This is a genomic window from Flavobacterium sp. KACC 22763 (genome assembly GCF_028736155.1).
In the GTDB taxonomy this organism is placed as follows: Bacteria; Bacteroidota; Bacteroidia; order Flavobacteriales; family Flavobacteriaceae; genus Flavobacterium.
Genome location: NZ_CP117879.1, coordinates 4,132,401 through 4,155,250, shown reverse-complemented (window position 1 = coordinate 4,155,250; position 22,850 = coordinate 4,132,401). Strand labels below are relative to the sequence as shown.

The window sequence follows — 22,850 nt, the reverse complement described above, 5'->3', positions numbered from 1 at the left end:
AAATCAAGTATAAAAAGAAAAAACCGCTCAAGGCCAGCTTTTAAAAGAGCTGGCTTTTTTTGTAGGAATTAATTAAAGGATTTGTAGCTGTTGGTTTTAATAAATTATATAAGGTTTAATACGTGGTTTTATATGTAAGTATTTATTAATCAATCAAATAATTGGTTTTATAGCTGTTTTATTACAAGATTATTACAGTTTGTTAAATAAAAATGGAATTAATGTAAAAAATGTTGCTTTTTATCGATTAAAGGCAAATTTCATCGATAATATAACACAAATAAAATATTTTTACATTAAAATAAAGTATTTACTTACATTAAATATTTTGTTTGTAATCCATTTAACCAAATTTAAATACCACATTATTATGGAAAGAAAATTACCTAAAATTATGGCGTCAGCCGTTATTATTCTTACATTTTCAGCGCCTGTATTTGCTCAGAATACAGACAAGCGCGTAAGTCAGAAAAATTTATCAGAAAATGGACAACCAAGTCTAATCACTTTTAGTGATAAATCTACCTACAAGGGAACAGATTACAATACTGTTTTTAAAGAGCAACTTGGATTAAAAGAGAACCAGTCTTTTTTGAAAGTTAAAACCGAATCAGACAGAGAGGGTTTTACTCATGAAAAGTTTCAGTTGTATGAACAGGGAATCAAAGTAGAATTTGCCAATTATTCATTACATTCTAAAGAAGGCAAATTAGTTTCTATGAATGGCGAGTTTTATGCTTTTAAAAATGTAAAAACGACTCCTAAATTATCAAGTCAGGATGCCTTTGCTCAAGCGATCGCTTACACGGGAGCAAAAGAATACTTATGGGAAAAGCCTGAAGATGCTGCGGCAATGGACTATGAAAAACCAAAAGGAGAATTGGTTTTATTGCCAGATATGGAAGAGCAGGGAGAGGATAGAAAATCAGATAAGGTTAGATTGGCTTATAAGTTTGATATCTATGCTACAAATCCGTTAAGCAGAGGTGATCTCTATATCGACGCTGAAAATGGAAAAGTCTTGTTTTATAACGCTACTATAAAACACCTTGGAGAACATAGTCACGGAGGAAAATTGGAATCTGCTAATGCAAATCAAAAGGAAATGGCTAACGCAAAAGCTGCAATTGTTTCTGCAAATGCAGCGACACGTTATAGCGGAACTCAGACCATTCAGACTACTCTAAGTGGATCTTCTTATATTTTATCTGATGGAACTCGAGGAAATGGAATTCAAACCTATAATTCTGCAAGAACAGCGACATATCCCACAACCAATTTTACAGACGCTGATAATAATTGGACAGCTGCAGAATATAATAATACGAATAAAGATAATGGAGCATTAGATGCACATTGGGGGGCTGAAATGACTTATGATTATTGGTCTGCTGTTCATGGAAGAAACAGTTATGACAATGCCGGAGCAAAAATTAAAAGTTATGTTCACTACAATTTAGTGGCCGCTGGATATCCAAATAATAATAATGCATTCTGGAACGGAAGCGTTATGACTTATGGTGACGGAACTGGAACTGGAGGATTTGATATCTTGACGGCACTTGATGTTGCTGGACATGAAATAGGACATGCAGTTTGTACTTATACGGCAAATCTTGCTTATCAAAAAGAATCAGGAGCAATGAATGAAGGTTTCTCGGATATTTGGGGAGCTTGTATTGAATATCGCGCTGCACCAACAAAATCTACATGGTTAGTGGGGGAAGATATCGAAAGAAGAACAGGACATCTTGCTTTGCGTTCTATGAGTAATCCAAAATCAGAAGGGCAACCAGATACTTATGGAGGAACCAATTGGGTGAGCCAAAGCTGTACACCAACTAGCAGTAATGATTATTGTGGTGTTCATACCAATTCAGGAGTTCTGAATCACTGGTTTTATATTTTATCAGTTGGTAAATCAGGTACAAATGATATTGGAAGCGCATATAATGTGACAGGTATAACTATCGATAAAGCGGCAAAAATTGCTTTTCGTTTAGAGAGCGTGTATTTAACCGCAAATTCTACTTATGCAAATGCAAGAACATCAGGAATACAATCTGCAATTGATCTATATGGTGCAGGTTCGGCTGAAGTTATAGCGACAACCAATGCATTTTATGCAGTAGGTGTTGGTGCTGCTTATGTAGGATCTAGTGATACTGTTGTACCTACAACTCCAACAAGTCTTGCTGCTTCTGGTACTACAGGGACAACGACTAATTTAACGTGGACAGCATCAACAGATAATGTAGCTGTTACAGGGTATGATATTTACCAAGGAACAACATTAAAAGGTTCGTCTACAACAACAAGTTATACCGTAACTGGTTTAACAGCATTAACAGCTTATAGTTTTAGTGTAAAAGCTAAAGATGCTGCAGGAAATGTTTCAGCGGCAAGTAACACAGTAAATGTTACAACTACTTCTGCGGCACTAACATATTGTACATCTCAGGGTAATAGTACTGCAGACGAAAGAATTGGTAAAGTTGTATTCGGCACAATCAATAATACATCTACTGGAACAGCAGGCTATGAAAATTATACTTCAATTTCGACAAATGCCACAAGAGGAACTGCATATACAATTACGATCACGCCGAGCTGGACATCTACAGTTTATAGTGAAGGATATGCTGTGTTTATAGATTATAATCAAGATGGTGATTTTGCAGATTCTGGCGAAACGGTTTGGACAAAAGCTACATCAACAGCAACTTCAGCATCGGGAAGTATAACAATTCCTGCAACAGCAACTCTTGGAACAACAAGACTTAGAGTTTCTATGAAATATAATGGAATTCCAACATCTTGCGAAAGTTTTTCTTATGGACAAGTTGAAGATTATTCTATAAATATAACGGCATCGGGAGCAATTGCTAATGAGAACATCACGGCTGGTTTGCTTGAAACCACAGAAATATCAAGTTTAGCATTGTATCCAAATCCAGTAAAGGACGAACTTAATGTTTCATTATCGGATAGTGCAGGATTTACATTTAGAATCACAAATACATTGGGTCAGCAAATTAGCACAGGACAAATTTCTGGAAACCCAATAAATGTTAGTGCATTAAGTACTGGAGTTTACATTATAGAATTAAATAACGGCAGTAAAAGAGTCGCTAAGAAATTTATTAAGAAATAAGAAGCTAGACCTTTCTATAACAAAAAAACCGCTCAAATGAGCGGTTTTTACTTTTTTTAAATCTTAGCAACTTAGAATCTTAGTGTCTCAGTAACTTTAAGAATTATAAATTAAACGAAGCTCCTAAACTAAAAGTCGCTTGATTATTCAAATGATAAAAAGGATCATTGTTTGAACCGTATTTTGCAATTGGGAATCCGATTTCTGTGAAAACACCAAATCCGTCAGTGAAGAAATAACGACCTCCAACATGACCTCCGAAATTATGCAAACCTAAGCTTAATCCAGGATAAACGTCTAATTCTTTTACGCCAATTACGCTAGATAAGTTAGCATTGATTCTTGCTTTTGCATCAAAACGATCTGAGAAATCTGGGTCAGCATCGTGATAAAGATCTGAACTTCCGTGGTAGTAACCATTAAAATTATCAAATCCTAGGATATAATTAGCAACAAAACCAAAAGAGAAATTTTCTCCTAAACCAAAATCAACAGAACCTTGAATTCCAGAACCACCATCTTGTAAATTAGCACCTACGTTTACTTTAATATCTCCCTTTCCTTTGAAAGCTTCTTGAGCATTAACAAATCCGAATGTCACTAAAAACAAAAGTGTAATAACCTTTTTCATAAAAATTTAATATTAATTATTGTGGCAGCAAATGTAATGTTTTAAATAAACTAATTCCTACCTTTTTCGTTAAAATAGAGTTCGTTTAAGGGTTCACTTTGCCAGTATTCTTTTGTGTCAACGTTTAAAATTGTAAGCGGACCTCTGAATGCTGCTCCAGTATCTACATTCCAAACACAAGCTCTATTCACAGGAACCGTTTCGCCGATTCGGGTAACTGGGGTGTGACCAATATAAACTTCCTTATAAACGGTAAATCTTTTAGGATAGTGTATGTCGTCTTCCTTTAATTTTGGGTCTAATGAAAGAGCTGTTTCCCAAAGTGTTCTGTCCCAATAGAATAGTTTCGAAAAATATTCCCATTTCACACCATTTAAATTGGTAAAACCAGCATGCACAAATAAGCGGTTCTGGTCGTCAAGATAATAATCCTGAAGATTTTCTAGAAATTCGATATGAGTTTTCTTTTTCTCTTCCGAGATTTTAGCGTAGCCTTCAACCGTAGCTTTTCCGCCATGTTTAAACCATGTTTCTTCATCTAGATCATCGTGTCTGTTTTCTAGCCACTCTAAAGCAAGCTGGTCATGGTTTCCTCTTATGCAGATGATATTTTGTTTGCTTTTTAAATCAATCAAATAGTCAATCACTTCAACAGACTGACTCCAGCCGTCAACGTAATCGCCCAAAAAAATTAGAGTATCTTCAGTAGTAACTTCGGCTCTTGCTAATACTTGCTCAAGTGCAAGTAATCCGCCATGAATGTCACCTATAACAAATGTTCGCATTATTTAATTTTTCGAGTAGAAGAACAAAAATAGAAAGAATAATTGGTTTGGACTCATCGAATTCACATTCTTTAAAATTTGATATGATTTATAACTATTTACGGCGTTTTTTTATTGGTTTTCCTCTGTAAATTTGCAATATGTCTGAAACACCAACATATCGTAAAATTATTCATATTGATATGGATGCTTTTTATGCATCGGTAGAGCAGATGGACAACCCTGAGCTAAGAGGTAAGCCAGTTGCAGTTGGCGGTTCAGAGAATCGAGGCGTGGTTTCGGCGGCAAGCTACGAAGCTAGGAAGTTTGGTGTGCGAAGTGCTCTTAGCGGAGTTTTAGCCAAAAAATACTGTCCAGAAATTATCTTCGTCAGACCAAGATTTGACCGTTACAAAGAGATTTCATCCAAAATCCATAAAATTTTTCATGAATATACCGACTTGGTTGAGCCTCTTTCGCTTGACGAAGCTTATTTGGATGTCACTAAAAACAAAAAAGGAAATCCAAGCGCAAGTCTTCTCGCTCAGGAAATTAGGACAAGAATTTTTAATGAAGTGGGACTAACGGCATCTGCAGGTATTTCAGTCAATAAATTTGTGGCCAAAATTGCTAGTGATTATAACAAGCCAAACGGGCAAAAAACGGTTAATCCTGACGAAGTAGAAGCTTTTTTGGAAGATTTGCCTATTCGTAAGTTTTATGGAGTCGGTAAAGTTACTACAGAAAAAATGTATCAGCTCGGGATTTTTACTGGAACCGATTTGAAAAGTAAGTCTTTAGAGTTTTTAGAGAAACATTTCGGAAAATCAGGAGCATTTTATTATCATGTCGTGAGAGGAATTCACAATAGTGAAGTAAAATCTTCCCGAATTGCTAAATCTGTAGCAGCAGAACACACTTTTGATGTAAATCTGTCTTCTGAAATTTTTATGATGGAACAATTGGAACGAATTGCTGGTTCGTTGGAAAAACGTTTAAAACGGCATAATGTTTCGGGGAAAACCATTACACTCAAAATTAAATACAGCGATTTTACGCAGCAGACAAGAAGTAAAACCTTGCCTTATTTTATTTCTGATAAAAGTTTGATAATGGAAAATGTTGAAGAGCTATTGTATCAGGAAAAAATGAAAGATTCTGTTAGATTGCTTGGAATTTCACTGAGTAATTTGAATACCGAAGTAAAAAAAGCAGTTGTCGTTCAGTTAAAATTTATATTTTGATAACGCTTATTAAGCGTATATTAAGATTCTAAGATTTTTATAACAGGATTTTTCTTGTATCTTTGAGTAAAAGGATCTATCAATCTCTTGAATTATTTGATATGAAAAATAAAAATTCTGATGATTCACTGCAACGAAATTCAGTTCCAATTCTATCTTGGGATTTTCATTACGAATATCTAAATGAGCTAAAAGGATTAAGTGATGACTTGAAAAGAGTAAGCAAAATTTCGAATGAATTTATCTGGGACGAAAAAAAGCTTAACATTCAGGAAAGAATCAAAAATGAAGTGGTTCTGGTGACAGATCTTGATTTGAAAATTGTTTTCGCGTCAAGCGGAATAAAAAAAATGACAGGTTACAAAGAGGAAGAAGTCTTAGGGAAAACCCCAAAAATGTTTCAAGGCCCAGCAACTTCCAAAAAAGATTTAAAAGATATAAGAGAAGCCGTAAAAAAGCAGATTCCTTTTGCAAAAACTCTTGAAAATTATCGAAAAAATGGACAGACTTATAAATGCAAAATTGATGCTTCGCCAATATTTAATCTAAAAGGCGAGATATCACATTTTATAGCTTTTGAAAAACAAGATTTAAGCGCATGATGGTATTTTAACCGCAAAGAGCGCAAGGATTTACGCAAGGCGCGCTATAGATTAAAAACAAAAACCGCCTATTTTGGCGGTTTTTGTTTTATATAATTCTTTGTGAACTTTGTGTAAATCCTTGCGCTCTTAGCGGTTAAGAAAAATTACAAGTTTGCAAAGAAGTCATTTCCTTTATCATCAGTAATAATGAATGCAGGGAAATCTTTAACTGTAATTTTACGAACTGCTTCCATTCCTAATTCTTCAAAGTCAACAACTTCTACTTTTAAGATATTATCTTGAGCCAAAATAGCAGCAGGACCTCCAATAGAACCTAAATAGAATCCGCCGTATTTGTTACAAGCGTCAGTAACTTGTTTAGTTCGGTTTCCTTTAGCCAGCATAATCATACTTCCGCCATTTTTCTGGAATTCATCCACATAAACGTCCATACGGCCAGCAGTTGTTGGTCCGAAACTTCCAGAAGCCATTCCGTCTGGAGTTTTTGCTGGACCAGCATAATATACTGGATGATTTTTGAAATAGTCAGGCATTGGTTTTCCAGCGTCTAACAATTCTTTGATTTTTGCGTGAGCAATATCTCGAGCAACAATTACAGTTCCGTTTAGCTTTAAACGAGTTTTAACTGGATATTGAGACAGTTTTGCCAAAATATCTGCCATTGGCTGATCTAAATCAATTTCTACAGGAGCTTCTAAATGTGGAGCCGTTTCTGGTAAAAATTGTTTTGGGTTTACCTCTAACTGCTCAACAAAGATTCCGTCTTTTGTAATTTTTCCTTTAATGTTTCTGTCTGCAGAACAAGAAACTCCTAATCCAACTGGACAAGAAGCCGCGTGACGAGGCAAACGGATTACACGCACGTCGTGTGTGAAATATTTTCCTCCAAATTGTGCTCCAATGGCACTTTCCTGGCAGATTTTCTGAACTCTTTCTTCCCATTCGTGATCACGGAAAGCCTGACCAGCCATGTTTCCAGAAGTTGGAAGATGATCATAATATCCAGCAGAAGCTTTTTTAACAGCGCTTAAGTTGGCTTCCGCAGAAGTTCCGCCAATAACCAAAGCTAAGTGGTATGGAGGACAAGCAGAAGTTCCTAAATCTTTGATTTTGGTGCGAATGAATTCGTCAAGCGATTTCTCATTTAATAAAGATTTTGTCTGTTGGTATAAATAAGTTTTGTTTGCAGATCCTCCACCTTTTGCCATAAACAAAAAGTCATAAGAAATTCCTTTTTTAGCATAAATATCAATCTGAGCCGGAAGATTCGATCCTGAATTCTTTTCTTCAAACATCGAAATCGGAACAATCTGAGAATAACGTAAATTTCTTTTCTGGTAAGTATTGAAAATACCACGGCTTAACCATTCTGCATCGTCAACACCAGTAAAAATGCTTTCTCCTTTTTTGGCCATTACAATTGCAGTTCCCGTATCTTGACAGCTTGGTAACTGACCTTCGGCAGCTACAGATGCGTTTTGAAGCAAATTGTAAGCTACAAATCGGTCATTGTCTGTTGCTTCTGGATCGTCTAGAATTTTTCTCAATTTTTGCAAATGAGAAGTTCTCAGCATAAACGAAACATCAGTCAAAGCTTCTTCAGCCAATAACTCCAAACCTTTTGGATCAACGGTTAAAACTTCACGTTCTCCAAATTTTTCAACTTTTACAAAATCAGAAGTGATTTTGCGGTACTGCGTATCATCCTTTAAGATCGGATAAGGATCTTGGTATATAAAATCAATCATTGTTTTGTTTTTTTACAAATTTAGAAATTATTTACCTAAGAAAGAATTTGAATTAACACTCTTCGACAGTTTTATGATTTTATTCGACGCTATTGAATTGATCAAACGTCATCTTTTTTTCGAAGTATGGTTTGTCTTTTACAGATAGCAGCATCTTTTTCCATTTACTGTCTTTTAATTCGAAAGATATTGAATCTGAGTGTGTAAGAATTCCCATGTCTACATTCTCATCTTCATCTGCAGGCACAAACGCAACAGTTTTGCAATAAAAGGATTTCGGATCAGAATTGGTTGAAGGATTTTCAATTTCTACCCAGCTTCCCCAGCCGCTATCAGTCATTGTGCTCCATTGGTGCACCAATTGTAATGCGCTGTTTTTTAGGTAGTACAGATAGTGGTCATGAGAATAACCGCATGCAGGATATCCAAGAGAGATTTGTATAAATGGAGAATTTTTTGAACTTTCAGATGTCAAGCCATAAGACGCCATCCATTCAGAACCTTTCTGAAAACCTTTAATTGCAATTTTTGAAGAAGCAGTTTTGGCTTTATTTTGGTAAAAATCTAAACGGTATTTTACGGTAACAATACTGTCTTTGTCTGCCTCTTGATCTACCAAATGTGCTAGAATATAATCTGTGGATGATTCTGTTCCGTCAGTATAAATAGATACAGTGTCGGTTTTGATGATCTTTTCATCATTTGTGACCTCCAATGTTTCTTGCGGTTCAATAATTTCTGCAATAGGGGCTGCAGCATCTGTAGGTTTAGTTTTTTGGCATCCTATTAAAATAAGCAGGAAAAAAAGAGTGTGGATTTTCATAATTATAATTCAAAAGTGATTTTATTCAACAGATAGAACTAAAAGTTTCTTTTTTTGATAAAGTTCAGCTAGCGAGATTTTTTCACCATTAAGATAAAAAAGCTGGTCTTCGTATTTCACTTCATAAGGATCAATCAAAAAGCAATAATTATCCCTATCGTTTAAAACACTCAGATTATCTTGATTCAATTCCACAATTTCAACATAATTGATAATATTGAGTTTGTGGGCTTCTTCTAAAGTTACGGGTGTAGTCTCATCATACCTGAAAAAGAATTTTTCTCCACCACCAGGCATTCCAAACCAAGGCATCGCTTTTCCTGAAACTAGCGAAATATAATCTGGCACTTCGTTGATAAGAAATAACCTCTGGTCCATAGTTCCAAAAAACTCAGGGAGCGATTTGTTTTCAAAAGCTTCTTTTTCTTTCCAAAAATACAGTCCTTGATTTTGCCAGGAAGGATCCTGAGGATCTGGTGCGGTGTTAGAATCAGAATAGTGCATAAATAATTCGCGAGGCATGAAAGCAAGAAGCGAGTCATTAATGAGCCAGTCCATTTTGTTGGTGTCGAATTTGTTTTGTGCTGATACAGTTTTTTCTGTAGGTTTTGGCTCTTCAGCGCATTCGATTTTCTCGGAATTCTTAGATTCCTTTTTTTTACTTAAAAACCATTTAAACATATTTGGGGGAATATTTAATTGTTTTATTTATGTTAGAAGGCTAAAGTATAAAATTATAAGAGGTTTTTTATAAAAAATATGAAAATAATGTAGGATAATGCGTCCGATTCATACCGGTAACTTATATCAAAACTTTAAAACAACAAATGTTATCTGTTGTTTTAAAGTTGTTTATGAAAAATAGGAAATGACCAATTTTATACTTTAGATTGTCTTAGAAAAACCAAGTTGCCACAAAAATAGCAGTAATAACGCAGACTAAATCAACCAAAAGCATCGTGCCTAGCGCATAACGAGTATTTTTAATGTTTACAGAACCAAAATAAACTGCAATAACATAAAATGTGCTTTCGGCACTGCATTGGAAAATACTGCTCAATCTAGCAGTCAAAGAATCTGCTCCAAAAGTATTCATAGAATCAATTAAGAAACCTCTTGAACCTGCAGAACTAAACGGACGCAACATGGCAACGGGAAGTGCATTGGTAATTTCTTTGCTTACGCCAAGATTCGAAAAGATAAATCCGATGGCATCACTAATGATTTCGAATAAACCACTGTTTCTAAATAGAGAAATTGCAACTAACATTCCTAAAACATAAGGGAAAATCGTAACTCCGGTTTTAACTCCGTTATTGGCACCAACAACAAAAGTATCGAAAACAGTAGTGTCTGCTTCTCTGAACTTTTTCTCATGTCTGAAAGAAAAAATCAGCGTAAATACAATAATTGCCAATAATATTAATCCAGAAAGGTTAGAAGTGAAATAGTTTTTTCCAATTAAATCTAAATGATTTACATACATCAACAAACCAACAATTGCAGCAATTAATCCCATCAAACCAATTAAAAGAGAAGCGCTTTTGAAATTGATTTTCTGTTTGATTCCCACAATTAAAAAAGCGGCAATAGTTCCGATAAAAGAAGTAATGATACATGGCAGCATTACATCGGCAGGATTGCTAGCATTTGCAGCCGCACGATAACCGATAATCGAAGTTGCGATTAAAGTTAGTCCAGAAGCGTGAAGACACATAAACATGATTTGTGCATCACTGGCTTTATCTTTTTCAGGGTTTATTTCCTGTAAACTTTCCATGGCTTTCAATCCAAATGGTGTTGCGGCAGAATCCAATCCCAAGAAATTGGCAGCAAAGTTTAAGGTCATGTAGGATATTGAAGGGTGATTTTTAGGAATGCTTGGAAATACCTTTACAAACACTGGACTTAAAGCTTTGGCTAGGTTTCCAGAAGCTCCAGAAACGATTAAAAGTTCCATTAATCCGCAGAAAAAGGCTAAATAAGCTATAAGTGGCAAAATCAAATCGACTAAAGTGCTTTTACAAGTCGGCAGTAAACCATCAGATTTTTGAAGTCCGCTGTAAATTTTTACAGTTTTGTTTTTGTAAACATAAGTCGTGTCAGCATTTAGCGTATCACGATTGATGATCATGGTCTGATCTGGCGCTTTTTTTATGCTGTCTTTTAAGAAGGCGGGAAGCTCCTCGATGTATTTTTCAGAAACTAAAACAGGATCGTCTTTTTTTCCATTTAAAACAGAATCAATGGTATAAGTATTGGCAGTAAATAGACTGACTACAATAAAAAGAATCGAAGAAATAAAAATAACTAACCAAAATCTGCTTAATACCATAATTGTAATTTTTTGTAAATGTAATTATTTAGCAATAAAATGCATAAATATTTTGGCTAATAGCGGTATTTATGATTATGATTGATACTAATGTTTGCGTATTTGTATTTTTAAGCTGTCTCAAAATATTTACATGTCGCTCCGCTGGAGCTTTTTGATAATGGGAAAATTAGATTTGCTACAAATATTTAGCTCTTCCAGAGCTTTTTTTAAATTTTATAAAATAAAATATAAGCAAATCAAGATGCTCTGGAAGAGCAAAATATTTATAGAAACCATTCAAGTTATAATTAAAGAGCCCCAGCGGGGCGAAATCTAAATTGTCTGTTTTTTGAAAATTAATTACTCAATCACAACTTTGGTTTCCAAATAAGTTTCAAAAGCTTTAATTCCTTCAAACAAAATCTCTTTTTTCGAACGGGCAGTTTCATTAAAAAACTCCGTTTCAATTTTTACATGATCTTTTTTAATGGTTCGTTTCCAGATTCCAATTACTTTTCCATTTTCTAAAATGACAGGTTTAAAAATACCATTATTGGTAAAAGTTTTCGATTGATGATTTCCGGTAAATGAAACTTCACGCGTTTTGTATGAAATCAAAATTTCGTCGAATGCTGGCAGAAAATGTACGCTTTCGGGAAAGTTATCCTCGATCGAACGGTTTTTAGAGAACAAATAAGTCTGATTATCAATGGTAATTGAGCTCAATTGCAACTCAATTGCGTTAATTGCTTTCTGGCAAATTGTTGGCGCAAAACCAGACCACCACGAAAAATCCAGTAAAGTTGCTGGGCCGTGACTTTCAAAATAACGCAGAGCGAGTTTGGCTAAACTTTCTTCTTTACTCATTTTGGCTTTTGGCTTTTGAACCCTTTCTTCGAGTAAAGCATAAGTGATTTGTTTGCCTTTCATTCTTCCATTACAAACTAAACCATCCAGTTCTGCATTCATCATAATGGCAGCGCTCAAAAAGTCTTCACTTGAAGTTTTCTTTATGCCAAGTTCTTGCATGATTTCGTCCCGAGTCAAATGATTATTTCCAGCCAATAATTTCTCGATGGCCGCATTGGTTTGATTTAACTTTTTCTCATCATAATCAAATTTTTTCGCAGCAGAAGCAGTAAAGCGTTTCACTTGTGGAGCCGAAAGATCAAGCATCCAATAAATATCATCAGAAGATACGAAGTGCCAAGTTGGACGAAGAATATGAGTTCGGATGATTTTTCCCGAATTAACAGCTTCTTCAATTTCTTTTTCAGAAGAATTGCAGCGAGAACCAATTGCCCATTTTGCCATGGCATAATCTTGAGCTTGCATAGCACCAAAATGATGTACGATTTCCTCAGGAGAACATTGATTTTCCTGATAAAGCTTCTGAGAAGCCATACGATGATGTGAAATCTCGGAATGAATCATTTTTTTAAACCATATAAGTTATATAAGTTCATGCAAAAGAATCTTAGAATCTTAGTAACTCAGAACCTTAGCATCTAAAGAAGTTATACATGAATAATCTCATCTTCAATCAATAAATCTTCCCGACGTAAACGCAAGAAAATCTGAGCTACAGCAATTGTATCTTTTTCGCAATAGGTAATGATTCGGTCAATATCTTTTTCGACATAATAGACATGAGCTACCTGGCTTCCGTCAATATCGCCTTTTGGCGATGGAACGCCGAGAATCTTGGTTAGCAATTTTAAAGATGTATAATGTTTATAATCGCCAAACTTCCATAATTCTAAAGTATCTAAATGCGGAATTTCCCAAGGTTTTTTACCAAATAAATTCAGTTTGTCTGGAATTGGCATCTGATTGATGATCATTCTTCGGGCAATGAACGGAATGTCAAATTCTTTTGAATTATGTCCGCACATCAAATGTTGAGGTTGATTAAAATGATTGTTGACTAGATTAGAAAAGTCTTTTAGAATTTTCTTTTCTTCACCAAAAAATGAAGTCACTCTAAAATTGCGCACATCGCCTTTGATGGTAAAAAAACCAACCGAAATGCAGATTATCTTTCCGAATTCGGCCCAAATTCCTGCTCGTTCGTAAAATTCTTCTGGAGAAAACTCGTCTTTTCGCTGGTATTGTGTTTTCAAATCCCAAAGCGATTGCATTTCCGCGTCAAGCGAATTGAAGTTTTCTTCTTCGGGAACGGTTTCAATATCTAGAAAGAGAATATTGTTGAGATTAATTTTTTCAATCATATTTTTTGCTATGTGTCTGCCACGAATTTCAAGAATTGCACTAATTTTTTGCCGATATAAATATACGCAAATTTGATTTTTTATAAATGACGAAATGTTTAATTGAGTGAATTTTCTTATTTTAAATATTGAGATTTAAAAATAAAAAGATCAAAGGGAAAAAAAATTAGCGTAATTCGTGAAATTCGTGGCAAAAAAATACTAAAACAAACTTTGCTGTAAAGACGGACTTTCATGTTCTAAAAGCCATTTTTTGCGTGATAATCCGCCAGCGTAACCGGTCAAAGATCCGTTTGTGCCAATAACGCGATGACAAGGAACTACAATCCAAAGCGGATTTTTGCCATTTGCTGAGGCTACAGCACGAATTGCTTTTACATCTCCGAGTTTTTTGGTCTGATCCATGTAGCTTACCGTTTTTCCGTACGGAATTTCCAGAAGTGATTTCCAGACTTTCTGCTGAAATTCGGTTCCTTGTGGATTCAGTGTTAAGTCAAAATCGGTTCTTTTGCCTTCAAAATATTCGTTTAGTTGCAAAACGGCATCTTGCAAAACTTCTGGAATTTCCTTAGAAACTTCATTCGTGCCAACATCAGAAACAGAAATTACGGCAATACCATTTTCGTCTCCAATGATTTTGGTGATTCCTAAAGGCGAATTGATGAAAACTGTTTCCATAATTTTTAACCGCAAGGGCGCAAAAGTTTATCGCTAAGTTCGCAAAGTTTTTTTAAATCGATAAATTATATAAGTTAAATCTGAGAAGGATTTTACCAGCCACCGCCTCCTCCGCCACCGCCTCCTCCTCCAGAGCTGCCTCCACCAGAGCTTCCGCTGCTGGAAGATGTCGAATAAGTAGTGTACGAGGTGCGAAAACTCATGAAAAACGCTGGAGAAGAAACATAGTTGCTACTATCTGTTTTAATCCATTTATTGGTATAATTTAGTTTTTTAAGAATATCAATAAATTTTAGATTCCATTCATCTTCAATTCCTAATGCAAAGGCATAAGGTAGATTTTCTTCGTAAACACTAATTGCGGAACTTTCTTCTGGTTTATAATTTAATAGATATTCTTTCAGCTTTTCGATTTCAGTTTTTGTTTCAAGTCCAAGTTCTGTATAAGCGCCTATTAGACTTAAATAGATGCTAAATCCGATAATTATTAAAAAAAGCACTAGCAAAGTTAGAACCGAATAACTTTTGTCAACATTGCTCGCAAGATACCAGCTAGAAGAAAGAAAGCCTGTAAATAGGGATAAGAAAAGACAAAAAGCAGTTGATTTATAATCTTTTTGAACAAATGTTTGTACAGCGCCTTTAAGCAATAAATAAGTAAATACGAGCATTGTAAATCCGAAAATAACAGCCCAATAAATAGTACCTTTTGAATATTGGCAATAGCCCAATAAAGCACCAATTGTAATTATAAAACCAATTGACATTTGTTTAAAATTAATAGAATGATAATCTTCTAAATTATACTGCTTTTGCAATGGTTTTTCAAGTGCTATTTTTGCTTCGTTAAAGATCTTGTACGTTTCTTTATCTAATTCAAAAGAATCTTTTTCGCTAAATAAAGTATTTAGAACTGCATTTTCTTCTTTGGAAAGACCTTCTGTTTTATTTCCAATTTTAAGCGAATATTTAAAATCATCTGCCCAAGTTTCTTTTCCATTATCTGAAATTTCGAGAGCGCCTTTTAAAGAAAGGCTGATTATGGTAACTAAAAGCGTTTGAGAATTAATGCTTTGATCGAGTATGTGTTGTAAAGACGTTGGCGAATAGAGGCTTTTTAAATCAATAGTTCTGCGTTCGCTTTTTAACTTTGGATCTTTGCCATATCTCTTCCATGAAAAATAGTAAAATGCGAAGCATGCAAAAACAACAGCAATTGCAAACCCTATTTTATCAGCGTCTAAAAATTCTTCCATTTTATAGTGAGGCCTAAAAAACGGCTGATTAACAATGCTTTTAGGAAAACCTGCGGCAATAGTAAAACCTTCTTCTTTTTTTAGATTTTTGGAAGTGAAATAGACAGTGTTATCTATAATTTTTGAATCGCATTCGTGCGCTTTCGAACCCAAAACGCCAGTATAACAAGCTGTTTGGAATGCTTTTGCAGATTTTGGTAAGATCAGTTTTGCTGTAACATTGTCAATTTCAAAATCCCAATAATTACCCGTTACGTTCCAGTAAACTTCATCAAAGTCGTTGTAAGAATGCAATTGGGCTTCTACTTCGTAAGTTATTTTGTAAGTGTGATTTCCTTTTGCAATAGGATATTTTTTGTCACCAATATAGATTTTAAATTTTTCAAATCCCGAAGACGCGCGATATGGCTCATTAAAGCCGTTTCGGGTAACACTTAAAACCGTGTAGTAATTGTTTTGGGACGCTTTTGGAGAAGTGCTCTTTATGGGAAGTTCCCTAAAGATGCCTCGCTGTATTTGTGTGCCATTAGCATAAACTTTAATAGTTTCGGTAACAATTAGATTTCCATTTTCCTTAACAACGATATCGGCGTGAAATTGTTTTATTTTTTCTGCTTCCTCGGGAATAGAATCGTTTTGGGAGTAACTTTGGAAAAAAGTAAACAGTAAAATACTGATTGAAAATAGAAACCTGAATTTTTTCATCTGGGAAAACACTTATTTTTTATGAAGGAAAAATAGTGTTTTTATTTAATTTTTTAGCTTGATATTTTTTTAAAGACTTTAATTTTTTAAGCAAACGATTAGAAAGTCATTAATAGTCCACAATTTGATTCTTTTGCGTCCTGGTAAATCATAATTAGCTCTTCATATACATTTATGATTTTTTCATCAAAGTTTTCGGTTTCGCAGATTTCTTCAAAATTTTCTTTTAAACTTACGAGTTCTCTATGAATATCAGTAACATGTTCAGAATTTACAAAACCAAGTCCCATTTTGTTTGGATCTAGGATAAAGTTTTTAAAATTTAGCGATTCCCCTAATATGTAATATTCACGGTTATATTTCAAATCGAGGTCATCGAATAATTCTAATAATGATTCCCAAACATAAGACAACCCCAATTCTTCATCAGGATTATAATATTTTGTCATTGCAAAATCTGCTAATTCTTGAATATCTTCGGTTTCTAATTCTTCGACCCATTCAGATGTAAGTTCTTCTCCTGAATAAGGTGATTTTAGATGATCCAAATTTTGGTTTATGAAAGAAATTAGCAATTCTTCGTTATCTGTTTCTCCGGCAGTAAGAATGATTTCTGATAATTCTTTTGTGAAGGCAGACGTGTTAAACAAAAATGATTTGTGTTCTATTGACATAGCGTTTGCTTTAAAATTTTTGCAAAACTATTTTAAGAATCAATCTTTAACAGCCCAAAAAAGACATAATTATGTTGTTTTAAGCTTAACAGGACTTACAATGAATGGTTTAATTTTAAAATGGGTTAATAGTTTTCTAAAGCGAATTTATAATTCAGATGATTTTCAATCTTTTCGCTTGAGATTACTTTTTGAATGTTTGATTTTTCAGAACTGAATTTCGGTAAAACCAAATCCATTTCAACAGCTTTAGAAGTATAATATTTTTCTCGTGTTGGATGATAAGGAGCAACAGCATTAAAAGTCTCATTCCATTTTGACTGGTTTATGATGGCTTCAATAATGCCAGTGCAGTCTTTCTGATGAATTAAATTTATTGGAGCATCTGGATTTTCTAGGTTTTCTTTTCCGGCAAGAAATTTTACAGGATGACGATCTTCTCCAATTAATCCGCCAAATCGTAAAATTGTACTTTCGAAATTTTGATTTTCAAGGAGAAGATTTTCGGCTAAAACTAATTGTTTGCCACTCTCGGTGTCTGGATTTGGAATGGTTTCTTCTGTTACAAGACCATTGTCATCTCCGTAAACAGAAGTTGAACTTACAAAAAGCACCTTTTTAACCGTCGATTTTTCTATAAACGGAATTAGGTTTTCGATTTTTTCGACAAAAATTTTCTTCTCCGAACTTGAATCGACTGTTCTCAATTTTGGCGGAATGTCTATTATTAAGATTTCGCTTTCTGCTAAAAAAGCAGTAATGTTTTCAGAAACATTTTCGCTTTCGATAGTCACTAAAAAAGGATTTATTCCCGCATCTTTCAAAATAGAAAGTTTGTTTTCTGAAGTTGTTGATCCGTTTACTGAATGGCCTTTTGCTGTTAAGTTTTTTGCTAAAGGAAGTCCTAACCAACCACAGCCGAGTATACTTATTTTTGTCATTTTTCTCTTTTAAGGTTCAAAGGAACAAAGCGGCAGAGGTTCAAAGGTTTTTGTTGAATTGTGTCCAGCTTTAGCTGGATGAAATTATGAGTTGCTTTAAATTGGCTTTAGCCGAAATCCACTTTTAGGCTAAAGCCTCGCTAATCACCTTATAAAATCTCCAGCTAAAGCTGGAGGCAACTAATCTTCTTGAATCAAAAACTTTGCGTCTTAGCGACTTTGCGAGATTAAATTTTTACAAAGTTAACGTAAATCTCACTTTGTCTTTTCCTTTTGCACCCATTCTGTTATAGAATTTAATAGCTCTTGTATTAAATTCGGGTGTTTGCCATTGAATATTGACGCAGTTATTTTCGGTTCCGATTTCTTTTAGCTTTTCTATTAATTTTTCGCCAATTCCTAAACCTCTTGTTTCTTCTTCTAAAAATAGGCAATCCATATAGAGAAATGTTTGTGCGTTCCAAGTAGAAAAATCAAAAGTATAAGATGCGTAACCAACAATAGTTTCTTCTGTGGCAACAACCAGGCAGAATAATTTAGGATTTTGGCTAAATAAAGCGTTTTTCAAACCTTCTTCTTTTCCTTTGGGAGAAAATTCGGCCTTTTCAAATTCAGCATGTTTTTGAAGTAAAACAATGAGTTTGGGTAAATCGGTTATTTTGCAGTTTCTTATTGAATATTCCATTGTAAATTGATTTCGTTTTGTAAAAAACTAATAAAATGATGAAAATAATCGGGGTAATTTTCGTTGGCACGCGTTGCAATAAAGTGTTTTCGTTTCAAACCACTCTTTCCAATTTTTACTGCTTTAATTGGGTTATTTTTTAAATGTGGTTGCAGTGCCCATTTTGCCATTGACATAACACCCATATCTGCTTTTACCATTTCTAGAGAAGCTTCCGTTAAAGGCATCGGAGTTATCTTTTTCGGATTTACTTTGGCTGGAGCCAAAAGAAACTGATGAATGGTAACGGTTTCCAACGGAAGCGAATGGATAATTAAATGTTCGCTGATGAAATCCTCAGCAATTACATATTTTTTATCGGCCCAAGAATGATTTTCAGAAACGACCATTACCATTTCGTCTTGAAAAAGTTCGGTGTATTTTATATGATTGTCTTTAATGGTATCGCTTACAATGGCAATATCTATGGTATTCTCTAATAATTTCTGCAACGGAATATGTGTTGCTTCGGCTACTATTTTTAATTCTACATTGGGATATAAGAGATGAAATTGTTTTAAAACCGAAGGAAGCCAGTGATAACTCGAGAAACATTCGGTACTTATCCTGATTTCGCCAGATTCGCCAAAAACCATTTGTTTGATCTGTGTTTCAGTTTCAGCAAGTTTAGTAAGGATTTCATTGGCTACGCCATAAACTTTTTCGCCCGCTTTTGTGAGAACCAATTTTTTATTGACTCTCAAAAAAATAGCAGTACCCAATTGATATTCGGCCTCTTTGAGCTGATGACTCAAAGCAGATTGTGTCAAATGAAGTTTATCGATCGCTTTCGTGATGCTTCCTTCTTCTACGATTGCTTTTATCAATTTTAAGTGGCGTATTTCCATTTTTTGACGAATTAATACACAAAGAAACAAAATTTTAGATTGGCTTTTGTATGAAAAAAAGTAATGCTTTTTATGAATTCTTTTCGTTTTTATGGTATGAAATCATCTGCTACTTTTGGAAAACAAAATCAATAAAACACAATCAAAATGGAAGCACAAATTAAACATTACGAAAACAAGTTAGCTTATGAAATGGATCCTTCAGATTTGTTTGAAGCATTAAACGATGGTGAAAAAATTATTGTAATCGATGCTAGAAGAGCTTTTGGTTATGAAGAAGAACATATTCCAAATGCTATCAATATTCCGCATCGCGAAATGAATGAAGAAACGACCAAACATTTAGACAAAGAGGTGTTGTATGTGACGTATTGCACCGGAATTGGCTGCAATGCTTCAACAAAAGGCGCTTTGAATATGACAAAACTTGGATTTAAAGTAAAAGAATTGATTGGTGGTCTAGAATGGTGGAAAATTGATGGTTTTGCAACTGAAGGCACAAAAAGTGTGAAACAAGGCTTAAAAATAGAATGCGCCTGCTAATTTTTTGGTGTAAAGGAACATAGGTTCAAAGGTTTTTCAACATATCTAAAAAGCAAAAAGCACTATAAAATAGTGCTTTTTTTAATCTTTGTACCTCTGTACCTTTGCTTCTTTGAACCTAGATTTTTAAGATTCTACTATGGTTTTTAATGCCTGCAGAATTGGATTTTCTTCTCCTTGCGGTTTCTCTTGAACTGCTCCAGGACGATTATCCTCCTGAATTATTTCGAGTTTTGTTTTCTGATTTTCTTCCGTTAGAACATAATTCATTATGAAATAATTCTCAGGTTTATCTTCTAATCCTGGTCTTGGAAAAAACAAAGAATATTTGATTTTCTGATTTTGGACAACTTCTAAAACTGTTCCCCATTGCTCAAAAACTTGGCCTTCCCATTCATTCCTAAATCTTATTTCATTGCCGATTTTCCAATCAGTAATTAAATCACTTCCATATTGCCACTGTTTGACTAATTCTGGTTTTGTCAGTACACTCCAGACTTTTTCAACTTGGGCATTCAAAACGATTGTAGAAATATTTGTTGCCATAGTATTAGTTTTTAGCTTTGATTAAGGTTGCGGTTGTGTAACAGGTTTGATGCTGTCTTTTGGAACAGCTAAGCTATCTACAGGAACAACAGGTTCAATCGGTTTTACGGGCGGTGTATATCGTTTGATCTTCTGCTGAATCAGAACAGCATCGTTTAATACAAATGGAGTTGGCATCATCCAATTTTCTCTTGGTTTAACATTTAATAATGGATTGCTCATTAAATCGAAAGAACTTTCAATTAAATCCATATCAAAAACAGTCGATTTGTTGATGTAAAATTCCATTTCAAGTGGCTCGTTGCCTACAACATAATAACATAAAATTTTGCTGTCTGCTCTTTCCAGACGATTTCCTTTTTCGCCAGAAGTCGATACTCCGTTTGCTTTAAAATTATAGAAGGTCATTTTTGGATTTGCATAGATATCGTAGCGGTTTACTTTTCTGTTTGGAGTAATTTTGATTTTTAAGTATCTATTATTTCCAATAACGCTATCTCTCAAAAACTGAATTGTAGGTTTCTGAACATCAATAACAGGTGCAATAGCGCTGTATGTAAAAGTAGTATTGTATTTGCTTGAAAGAGGAAGTGTGTTTAAACCAACAGCTTTTTGATTTTTTTCGCCTAAATACGATTTAGTCCAATCGTCTAAATTAGTGTCGTAAGTCGTCCAGACAGCAGAATTGTTGTCGGCATTGTAAACGTATAGTAAGCTGTTCGATTTGGCTTTACCATATTCGTAACCCGAATTATATCCTGCGTAAGCGAAAAATGAAATTGAAGTAATAAAAAACACTACAATCCAAACTCCTTTTTTAGCGAAAGCGCCAAATATCGGAAGTAATAATCCGAATAATAAAACAGTCAAAATAGCACTTCCGTATAATATTTTAAGCCCAAGACCAATTGGGAACATTACGATAAAAGGCGCAACAATGGCCAGAGCAGGAATAGAGAATATTAAATTCATTCCTAAACTGTAATGTTGCGTGAAGACAAATATTCCAAATAACAATATTCCGAAATAAACAGGAATAATTAAGAAACCTGCACCTGTTAAGCTATTGGCTAAAAATGCGTTAATGATAATCCAAAGCAGCAAAGGAGCCACAAAATGGTTCATAGTAGTTTTTGCTTCAGAGAAATGATGGTAGAAAGCAAAACAGATAGCAATGCTCAATGTAACAAAAGCACCAATATAGGCATGTCCATTATAAGTAAATCCGTTTAGAAGATCAGAGTACTGTGGATAAATTTCAAGGATAAGCTTCCATCCCAAAAATGTAACCAATCCAGCAATTATAATAGATCCTAAAAGTGGAACAAACCCTTTGAAGATTTCTGTGAAAGTGATAATTCTTTTTACTCTTCCGACAAAAATGAACAAAACCAATAATCCAAAAGCAATAAGTGTCATTGGCATTACCCAAGTAAACGGGTAACTAATGAATGAAAAAGGTGCACTGAAATAAACATTATCTTCTGTAGATTCTGTTTGATTTAAATCAATGTTTGTAAAGTATTTTAGCAAAGGCATAATGTAAGTGCCCTGGTGCGCTAATGTAGTTTTGTTTAAATGCTGAATATCGTCTTGCTGTGTGTGATAGTTAAAATGGCCATCAATGAAAGCAAAATTGAATCCTTGAATATTTCCTTGCTCTCTAAAAACAGTCAGATCGGTATCATTTGGAAGCATTTTGTAGATGCTGTACATCAAAGAATTTGAAACAGGATGAGAAGGTTTTGCTTTAGTAAATTCCTCAACCAAAGCCTGATTTCCTTTATTGGTTTCCATCAGCATATAGCTTGGTCCAGAAGTTCCTCTTGCTTCAAAATTTAAAACCAAACCAACGTCTTTTGCCCAAGGGTGTTGGTTTACAAATAAAGCAGCTCCGTTTAATCCTAATTCTTCTGCATCAGAGAATAATATGATAATATCGTTTTTTTGAGGCTGTTTTGAGTATAAAAAGGCACGTACACCTTCTAAAATTGTTGCGACTCCAGAAGCATCGTCGCTTGCACCTTTTGAGAAAGAATGTGGTGCACTGTCGTAATGAGAAAGAAGTAAAAGTGCTTTTGTATTATTTGTTCCTTTAATGCGGGCCAAAATATTTTTTGACTTTACCAAAAGACCTTTATCATTTAGAGTAAAACCTTCCTGAACACTCGTCTCTAATCCGATTCTGTTTAATTCTAGTTTAAGATAATTTGCAACAAGTTCGTGATTGGTAGATCCTACATAGTGTGGTTTCTGTGCTATAATCTCAACTTGGTTAAAAGCTCTTTCGGTCGAAAATTCAGCAAGCGCTTCATCGTCCTTAGAGATTCCTTGCGGCATCATCGTGGCGTATATAATGCCAAGTAAAGCGAGAACGCAGACTATGGCTAGAATTGAGGTGGGGTTTTTTCTCATGGT

At 34.5% G+C, this 22,850-nt stretch carries 20 protein-coding genes; 4 read left to right on the top strand and 16 right to left on the bottom strand.

The genetic code is table 11. From position 1 onward, the window contains the following. The first annotated feature begins 370 nt into the window (after positions 1-370). Positions 371-3,154: a M4 family metallopeptidase gene (locus PQ463_RS17430; protein ID WP_274254763.1), complete on the top strand. Its 2,784-nt coding sequence runs from the start codon at positions 371-373 to the stop codon at positions 3,152-3,154. Between the two features lie 103 nt (positions 3,155-3,257). On the opposite strand, the gene PQ463_RS17425 is transcribed toward PQ463_RS17430, so the two are convergent. Both PQ463_RS17425 and PQ463_RS17420 read right to left on the bottom strand, forming a co-directional pair. Beyond that, on the bottom strand, positions 3,258-3,785 hold the full coding sequence (locus tag PQ463_RS17425; RefSeq protein WP_111425348.1) for a DUF6646 family protein: 528 nt from the start codon (positions 3,783-3,785) through the stop codon (positions 3,258-3,260). Between the two features lie 50 nt (positions 3,786-3,835). Next, positions 3,836-4,570 carry a metallophosphoesterase family protein gene (locus PQ463_RS17420; protein WP_274254762.1) on the bottom strand — a complete coding sequence of 245 codons (735 nt, stop codon included), beginning with the start codon at positions 4,568-4,570 and terminating at the stop codon, positions 3,836-3,838. A gap of 140 nt (positions 4,571-4,710) precedes the next feature. Here PQ463_RS17420 and dinB point away from each other — a divergent pair, with 140 nt between their 5' ends. Beyond that, on the top strand, positions 4,711-5,793 hold the full coding sequence (gene dinB, locus PQ463_RS17415; protein ID WP_274254761.1) for a DNA polymerase IV: 1,083 nt from the start codon (positions 4,711-4,713) through the stop codon (positions 5,791-5,793). A gap of 101 nt (positions 5,794-5,894) precedes the next feature. Further along, on the top strand, positions 5,895-6,395 hold the full coding sequence (locus PQ463_RS17410; protein ID WP_274254760.1) for a PAS domain-containing protein: 501 nt from the start codon (positions 5,895-5,897) through the stop codon (positions 6,393-6,395). A gap of 146 nt (positions 6,396-6,541) precedes the next feature. Here the strand turns inward: PQ463_RS17410 and PQ463_RS17405 are convergent, their stop codons facing one another. From PQ463_RS17405 to PQ463_RS17350, 12 genes are all read right to left on the bottom strand, one after another. Further along, positions 6,542-8,146, bottom strand: a complete 1,605-nt coding sequence (locus PQ463_RS17405; protein ID WP_274254759.1) for a fumarate hydratase — start codon at positions 8,144-8,146, stop codon at positions 6,542-6,544. A 79-nt stretch (positions 8,147-8,225) separates the two neighbouring features. Further along, on the bottom strand, positions 8,226-8,969 hold the full coding sequence (locus PQ463_RS17400; RefSeq protein ID WP_274254758.1) for a hypothetical protein: 744 nt from the start codon (positions 8,967-8,969) through the stop codon (positions 8,226-8,228). Between the two features lie 21 nt (positions 8,970-8,990). Continuing rightward, the gene (locus tag PQ463_RS17395) at positions 8,991-9,650 is read right to left on the bottom strand and encodes a hypothetical protein (RefSeq protein ID WP_274254757.1); all 660 of its coding nucleotides are present in this window, start codon (positions 9,648-9,650) and stop codon (positions 8,991-8,993) included. A gap of 214 nt (positions 9,651-9,864) precedes the next feature. Then, the gene (locus PQ463_RS17390) at positions 9,865-11,304 is read right to left on the bottom strand and encodes a spore maturation protein (RefSeq protein WP_111377754.1); all 1,440 of its coding nucleotides are present in this window, start codon (positions 11,302-11,304) and stop codon (positions 9,865-9,867) included. A 342-nt stretch (positions 11,305-11,646) separates the two neighbouring features. Continuing rightward, complete coding sequence (locus tag PQ463_RS17385; RefSeq protein WP_274254756.1) at positions 11,647-12,720, bottom strand: winged helix DNA-binding domain-containing protein; 1,074 nt, start codon at positions 12,718-12,720, stop codon at positions 11,647-11,649. Positions 12,721-12,803: 83 nt separating this feature from the next. Next, on the bottom strand, positions 12,804-13,517 hold the full coding sequence (locus PQ463_RS17380) for a 3'-5' exonuclease (RefSeq protein WP_274254755.1): 714 nt from the start codon (positions 13,515-13,517) through the stop codon (positions 12,804-12,806). Between the two features lie 201 nt (positions 13,518-13,718). After that, the gene (locus PQ463_RS17375; RefSeq protein WP_274254754.1) at positions 13,719-14,195 is read right to left on the bottom strand and encodes a methylated-DNA--[protein]-cysteine S-methyltransferase; all 477 of its coding nucleotides are present in this window, start codon (positions 14,193-14,195) and stop codon (positions 13,719-13,721) included. A gap of 92 nt (positions 14,196-14,287) precedes the next feature. Continuing rightward, a complete protein-coding gene (locus PQ463_RS17370; protein WP_274254753.1) occupies positions 14,288-16,156 on the bottom strand; it encodes a DUF2207 domain-containing protein in 1,869 nt (622 codons plus the stop codon). A 98-nt stretch (positions 16,157-16,254) separates the two neighbouring features. Further along, complete coding sequence (locus tag PQ463_RS17365; RefSeq protein WP_274254752.1) at positions 16,255-16,830, bottom strand: hypothetical protein; 576 nt, start codon at positions 16,828-16,830, stop codon at positions 16,255-16,257. Between the two features lie 125 nt (positions 16,831-16,955). Further along, complete coding sequence (locus tag PQ463_RS17360; protein ID WP_274254751.1) at positions 16,956-17,771, bottom strand: SDR family oxidoreductase; 816 nt, start codon at positions 17,769-17,771, stop codon at positions 16,956-16,958. Between the two features lie 235 nt (positions 17,772-18,006). Continuing rightward, complete coding sequence (locus tag PQ463_RS17355; protein ID WP_274254750.1) at positions 18,007-18,456, bottom strand: GNAT family N-acetyltransferase; 450 nt, start codon at positions 18,454-18,456, stop codon at positions 18,007-18,009. Continuing rightward, the gene (locus PQ463_RS17350; RefSeq protein ID WP_274254749.1) at positions 18,441-19,343 is read right to left on the bottom strand and encodes a LysR family transcriptional regulator; all 903 of its coding nucleotides are present in this window, start codon (positions 19,341-19,343) and stop codon (positions 18,441-18,443) included. The genes PQ463_RS17355 and PQ463_RS17350 overlap by 16 nt, the downstream gene beginning before the upstream one ends. A gap of 147 nt (positions 19,344-19,490) precedes the next feature. On the opposite strand from PQ463_RS17350, the gene PQ463_RS17345 reads away from it, so the two are divergent. Further along, entirely contained in the window at positions 19,491-19,886 is a 396-nt protein-coding gene (locus PQ463_RS17345; protein WP_274254748.1) for a rhodanese-like domain-containing protein, read from the top strand. 126 nt (positions 19,887-20,012) lie between these two features. Here the strand turns inward: PQ463_RS17345 and PQ463_RS17340 are convergent, their stop codons facing one another. Both PQ463_RS17340 and PQ463_RS17335 read right to left on the bottom strand, forming a co-directional pair. Next, positions 20,013-20,432 (bottom strand): SRPBCC family protein, encoded by a 420-nt coding sequence (locus PQ463_RS17340; RefSeq protein WP_274254747.1) that lies wholly within the window; start codon positions 20,430-20,432, stop codon positions 20,013-20,015. A 21-nt stretch (positions 20,433-20,453) separates the two neighbouring features. Beyond that, positions 20,454-22,847, bottom strand: a complete 2,394-nt coding sequence (locus tag PQ463_RS17335) for a M28 family peptidase (protein WP_274254746.1) — start codon at positions 22,845-22,847, stop codon at positions 20,454-20,456. Positions 22,848-22,850 lie beyond the last annotated feature (3 nt).